This window comes from Phenylobacterium sp., assembly GCF_024508875.1.
Lineage (GTDB): Bacteria > Pseudomonadota > Alphaproteobacteria > Caulobacterales > Caulobacteraceae > Phenylobacterium.
This window is the reverse complement of sequence record NZ_JANINU010000178.1, coordinates 1-4,871: the sequence shown is the minus strand read 5'-3', so window position 1 is coordinate 4,871 and position 4,871 is coordinate 1. Positions and strand designations below refer to the sequence as shown.

General features: G+C 68.4%; 3 protein-coding genes and 1 pseudogene. All 4 read right to left on the bottom strand.

What is annotated here, in order from left to right; genetic code table 11:
* A partial coding sequence (locus Q0L11_RS13800; protein WP_296597978.1) for a TonB-dependent receptor occupies positions 1-2,759 on the bottom strand: 2,759 nt, incomplete at its 3' end.
* Between the two features lie 125 nt (positions 2,760-2,884).
* Positions 2,885-3,517, bottom strand: a complete 633-nt coding sequence (locus Q0L11_RS13795; protein ID WP_296597976.1) for a PEPxxWA-CTERM sorting domain-containing protein — start codon at positions 3,515-3,517, stop codon at positions 2,885-2,887.
* 102 nt (positions 3,518-3,619) lie between these two features.
* Positions 3,620-4,288, bottom strand: a complete 669-nt coding sequence (locus Q0L11_RS13790) for a PEPxxWA-CTERM sorting domain-containing protein (protein ID WP_296597975.1) — start codon at positions 4,286-4,288, stop codon at positions 3,620-3,622.
* 113 nt (positions 4,289-4,401) lie between these two features.
* Positions 4,402-4,871: pseudogene (locus tag Q0L11_RS13785) on the bottom strand (MFS transporter); the annotation flags it as partial.

The window sequence follows — 4,871 nt, the reverse complement described above, 5'->3', positions numbered from 1 at the left end:
CAGGTGACGCAGCCCGGCGGGTCCTTGTCGAACAGGTTGTTGACGCCGACCGCGATGCTCATGTCCTCGGTGAGGAAGGTCGGGCGCCAGCGGAGCTGGGCGTCGACGTAGAGGCGGGCCTCAAGCTTGTTGGGGTCGCCCGCCTCCTGGACCTTCGAGATGTAGCGGCCGGTGACGGTGGCGCCGAAGTCGGCCTTGTCCCAGTCCAGCATGAGGGTGGACTTGGTCTTGGGATAGGCCTGGTCGGGGCTGCCGCGCTCGGTGCCTTCACGCTCGATGGCCAGCAGGCCACCGGCCGACGGCACGTACTCGGTGAACTCCAGCAGGCGCGTCGTGTACCAGCGGGCGCCGAACTGGCCGAAGTCCCATTCCGGCGAGGTCCAGACCAGGTTCACGTCGAGCGCGCGGGTCTTGATGCCGCCGATGTTGATCAACGGGTTCGAGATGTTGACGATCTGGCCCGAGGCGGTGCGGGTGATGGTGGCGCAGGCCAGGGCGTCGTTCGTCTGGGCGCAGCGGTCGACCAGGCTCTGGCCGTTCTGCGCCTGGATCGCGTCGTCCAGCTTGATGTTGGAGTAGGCGACCTCGAGCGAGACCGAGCGCGAGAAGCCGGTGTCGCGGAGGAACTTCGGCTCCCACACCCCGCTGAAGTTCCAGCTCTCGCTGGTCTCGGGCTTCAGGTTGCGGTTGCCGCTGGTGATGACCGAGATTTGCGGGTTGAGCTGGGTATAGGTCCCGCTGGCCGGGACGCCGCGGGCGATGCAGTTGGCCCGCACGGCGGCCGGGGTCGCTGCGCTGAAGCCCGAGCAGGGGTCGTTGATCTCCTGGTCGAAGCGCGACGCCGTGCCGAACAGCTCGCCGATGGACGGGGCGCGGAAGCCCTCGCCCCACGAGCCGCGGAACAGCAGTTCCTCGGTCGGACGCCAGGACAGGCCCGCCTTGAACGTCTCGTCCGATCCCGAGGTCGAGTAGTCGAAGATCCGGGCGGCCAGCGAGGCGTCGAGGCGGTGGAAGAACGGCACGTCGGCCAGGAGCGGCACGCGCAGTTCGCCGTAGGCTTCCTTGACCGTGATCTTGCCGCTGGCCGGCTGGGCCGGGATGTCGGAGCCGAGGCCGGCGGCGACGATGGCGTCGGGCTGGAAGTAGCCCTCGGTGCGGCGGCGCTCGAGGCCGACGGCGAAGGCCAGCGGGCCGGCCGGCAGGTCGAACAGCTCCCCGGTCAGGTTGGCCGAGAAGTCGGTCAGCTCCTGCTGGCTCTGGTCCTGCTGGGTGAAGCCGATGAACTGCAGCATGGCCGGGGTGATCGTGCCGACGCCGCCGAAGATGTTCAGCGGCACGCACGAGCCGGTGCACTGGGCGGCCGGGCCGAGGGCCTGCTGCACGCGCTGGGCGTTGACGTTGCCGGTGAAGGTCTGTTCGGCGTGGTTGCGCGAGTAGAGGCCGTTGATGTCCCAGTTCCAGGTGCGGTCGCCGACGGCGAACTCACCCGACAGCATGGCCGTCACGTTCCAGGTGTCGACTTCCTGCTCGTAGTGGCGGGGACCCGCCTCGATCAGGCGGCGGCCGATGAAGGCGTAGGTGCCGGGCTGCAGCGTGAAGCCGAAGGGGTTGTAGGGGTTGGTGGCGTCGACGGTGACGGTGTCCAGCAGGTTGCCGTTGCCGGCGTCGGGGCCGACGAACAGCGGCAGCGGGGCGGCCTGGTTGGCCGACTTCCGCTGGACGTAGCTGGCGCGGACGCGGAGCTGGGTGGTGTCGGTGATCTTCTGGGTCACCGAGCCGAACAGGCTGACGCGTTCCAGCGGCGTGGAGATGTAGTTGTAGGGCTGGAAGTTGAAGCGGTCGGCGGTGGTGAAGGCCTTGTACTGCGAGGCCGCGCCGGTCGGGTCGGCCGGATTGTAGGTCGGGCGCTGGCCGACGGCGAGGGCCTGGCGCAGCGTCATGTCGAGGTCGCGGCCGGTGTTCGGGTCGCTGACGATGAAACGGCCCAGCGGGGTGCCCGAGCTGCACCCGCCGGAGAGGCAGGAGGTGGCGAACGGCGCCGGGAAGCGGCTGATCTTGCGGTCGGCGGCGTAGATCGGGTCCTGTTTGAAGTAGCCGCCGCCGACGACGATATCGAGGCCGTCCGAGGAGGCGCCCCAGGTCAGATTGTAGTCCTGGCTGAAGCCGTCGTCGTGGTCGGTCTGGCCGATCTGGGCGGTAGCCTGGAAGCCGTTCTGGCGCTGCTTGGTGATGATGTTGACCACGCCAGCGATGGCGTCGGAGCCGTAGATCGGCGAGGCGCCTTCCTGCAGCACTTCCATCCGGCCGATCATGGCCGTGGGGATGGTGTTGAGGTCGACCGAGCCGGGCACGCCCGAGGCGGCGGCGCCGGGCACCCAGCGCAGGCCGTCGACGAGCACCAGCACGCGGCGGCTCGAGAGGTAGCGCAGGTCGATCTCGGCCGAGCCCGCGCCCACGCCGCCGCCGTCAGGCGGATTGCCGAAGTTACCGGAATTGTTGAACTTCGCGTTCAGGCCGCCCCCGGCCGAGGGGATGCGCTGCAGGACGTCGACCGTGGAGGTCAGGCCCTGTTTCGCGACAATGGCCTCATCGATCTGGACGACCGGCTGGGCCTGGTCGAGCGGACTGGTGCGGATGCGCGAGCCCGTGACGACGACCTCCTCGACGGAGGATCCCGTTTGGGCCGAGGCGGCTGTCGCCCCCGCGCCAAGGGCCATCAGGACCGCCCACGAGGCGGCCTGCGCAAAGTGATTTCGCATGGAACGTCTTCTCCCCGCGCCCGACCCGCGCCGGGCGCTTCATGACGGGAGGATGACTGTTTCAGCAACGAGTCATGTCAATCCGGCAACACGGAGAACGCCGGAACTTTTATCGAGGGTTGCAGCTAGGCCACAACTCGCCTGCGCTGGCGCAGGGTGGCGCCGGCCATGCCGAAGCCCGCGATCATCAGCGCCCAGGCCGCCGGTTCCGGGGCAGGCGACGGCTCGCCCACCGGGCCGTCGTTCGGCGAATCGTTCGGGCCGCCGATATCGGAAGGGCCCGGGCCGAAGGGCTTGAACGCCTCGGGCTGGTCTCCGCCGCCGCCGAACGAGGAGATCGAGCCGAGGCCCGTCGTCTTCGAAGGCTTGATGATCTCCAGCACCAGCGTGAGGTCGCCGTCCTCGGGGTTCCAGACGAAGTCGAGCCCGTCGAACGACAGCTCGTCGCCGCCGATCCCGGCCATGTTGTATGAGCCCCACGTGCCCAGTTCCTGGCCGCCCGCCTGGAAGCTGATGCGGAAGGTGGAGCCGTCCAGGCTGCCCAGGACGCCGCGAGCCATCAGGAACTTGCCGACCGTCATCGGGCCGGTGGCGTCCTTGGCCGACCAGGTCTGGGTGAAGACCCCGTCGTCGTTGAAGCAGGTGGTCTTGCCGCAGCCGTCGCCGGGGCCGACGTCGAGCACGGTGACTGCGTGCGCCGGCGCGCCGGCGAAGGCGATGGCCGCTACGGCGGCGGTGGCTGCCAGGACGTTACGCATCTCGTACCCCACGGTTTCCCGTCGGGTAAATGACTCACCCCAGAGTGGAATCACAAGTGCTCGCCCCTGCCGGGGGAGTGGGATTCTCCCGTTAGGGGATAATTAACCACATCCTGTGGTCGTAACGTCCTGAGCGCCGCGGCGGCGGCGCACGGCGGCGCCGGCCAGGCCGAAGCCGGTGATCATCAGAGCCCAGGAAGCCGGCTCAGGCACCGCGACCGCCGCGAGCGAGTCGCGGTCGGGCGCCGCAGGACCGGCGAGGTTGATGCGGGGCGCGGCAGCGCTGATCGCCGCGGCCGTGAAGGGCGAGGCGGCTTGATAGGGGTTCGCGGCGAAGCCTGCGAAGCCGCCGCCGAGGCCCACACTCTTGCTGGGCATCAGAACCTCGAGCTTCAGGACGAGATCGCCATCGGCTCCGTTCCAACTGAATTGCTGGCCATTGATGGTCGCGTAGTCGCCGGCGAGCGTGGCCAGAACGTACGAACCCCAACTGGACACAACTGTCCCGTCCGCAGTGGTGAAGCTGATCTTGACGGCGTAGTCCTGAAGATCGCCCACCAGCCCCTTGAACAGCCTGAGCTGCGAGACATCGAAGGCGCCGTTCTTCAAAGAGAAGGACTGGGTGAACACCCGTGCGTTGTCGGCGAAGCAGCCGGAGGCTGCGCAGAGGCTCGACGGTCCGAGGGTGAGGGTGGTCGCCGCGTTCGCGGCGGGAGCGGCCGCAAGCACGGCCGCGGCGGTGGATAAAGCGAGCACCAGGCTCTTCGACATGTCAGCCCCACGTCAAAGTGTTTACAGCCCCCGACGCGGACAAGAACTCGCCACAATCAGGAAGGTTGCGGCGTGGGGCGCCGACCTCGAATTTCGGCGGAGGTGACGAAGGCCTAGGCGGCCTTCGCCTTCTCGATGTCCTTGGGCAGGGTGATGGCGGCCAGGAGGTAGTGGACGCCCGCCCAGGCGTAGATGAGCAGGTTGGAGACGATGCCCGAGCGGGTGCCTTCGTTCATCGCCGCCTTGCAAGCGGCGGCGACGTCGGCGGACGAGCCCGGGGCGGCGACGCCGCCCTTGCAGACCTCGAGGAAGTCGCCGGCCATACCCTTGGCCGTGAAGGCGTGGCGGGCGAACTGGTCGATGCACCAGCCGGTGAAGGGAGGGCCGAAGCCCAGGGCGATCAGGTTGAGCACGAAGAAGAGGACGGCGACGGCGGTGGCGCGCATGCGCGTGTCCATCACGTTCTGGACCACGCCGAACGTCGGGCCGAGGTAGGTGTAGTGCAGGACGCCGGGGATCAGCAGGATCGCCCAGGCGAGCTGATAGCTCTCGCGCGTGTAGGCGAAGATGTAGATCGGCGTGG